The sequence below is a fragment of the Acetomicrobium sp. S15 = DSM 107314 genome (assembly GCF_016125955.1).
GTDB lineage: Bacteria > Synergistota > Synergistia > Synergistales > Thermosynergistaceae > Thermosynergistes > Thermosynergistes pyruvativorans.
The window spans coordinates 1-341 of sequence record NZ_JADEVE010000286.1; the positions used below are offsets into that span (position 1 = coordinate 1).

General features: G+C 50.7%; 1 protein-coding gene and 1 pseudogene. One reads left to right on the forward strand and one right to left on the reverse strand.

Annotation, left to right across the window (positions count from 1 at the left end; genetic code table 11):
* Positions 1-56 precede the first annotated feature (56 nt).
* Positions 57-242, reverse strand: coding sequence for a Maf family protein (locus EZM41_RS08300; RefSeq protein WP_232619220.1), 186 nt, complete (start codon positions 240-242; stop codon positions 57-59).
* Between EZM41_RS08300 and EZM41_RS08305 the strand changes: the two are divergent.
* Positions 212-341: pseudogene (locus tag EZM41_RS08305) on the forward strand (class I tRNA ligase family protein); the annotation flags it as partial. The gene EZM41_RS08300 and the pseudogene EZM41_RS08305 overlap by 31 nt on opposite strands.

Below are 341 nucleotides of genomic sequence, written 5' to 3' on the forward strand. Positions count from 1 at the left end.
GAAAAGATTTTCTTCGTCGCAAAGAACATCTTTTGGTAAAGTGCACCCTCCTGATATCATGTGAGTCCAAAAGCAACTTGGGGCCAGATACTGTTCTTTAACACACAGCCCAGCTCTGCGTAGCGTGCCAGCGCCTCTTCGCTCGTATTTCGGAATTCTACCTCCGTCACCTCTACGTCTGAAGCGATCTCGTCTCCGCGACAGATCGCCACTCCAGTCACCAGAAGATGTTTTGGATACATGGTTCAGCAGCGCCTTGTGGCCCTTTTCCACCCTTGGATGGCCGGACGATACCGCTGAACTCCGTTATTTTTATCCCACAAGTTTGTTGGTCACCGGGT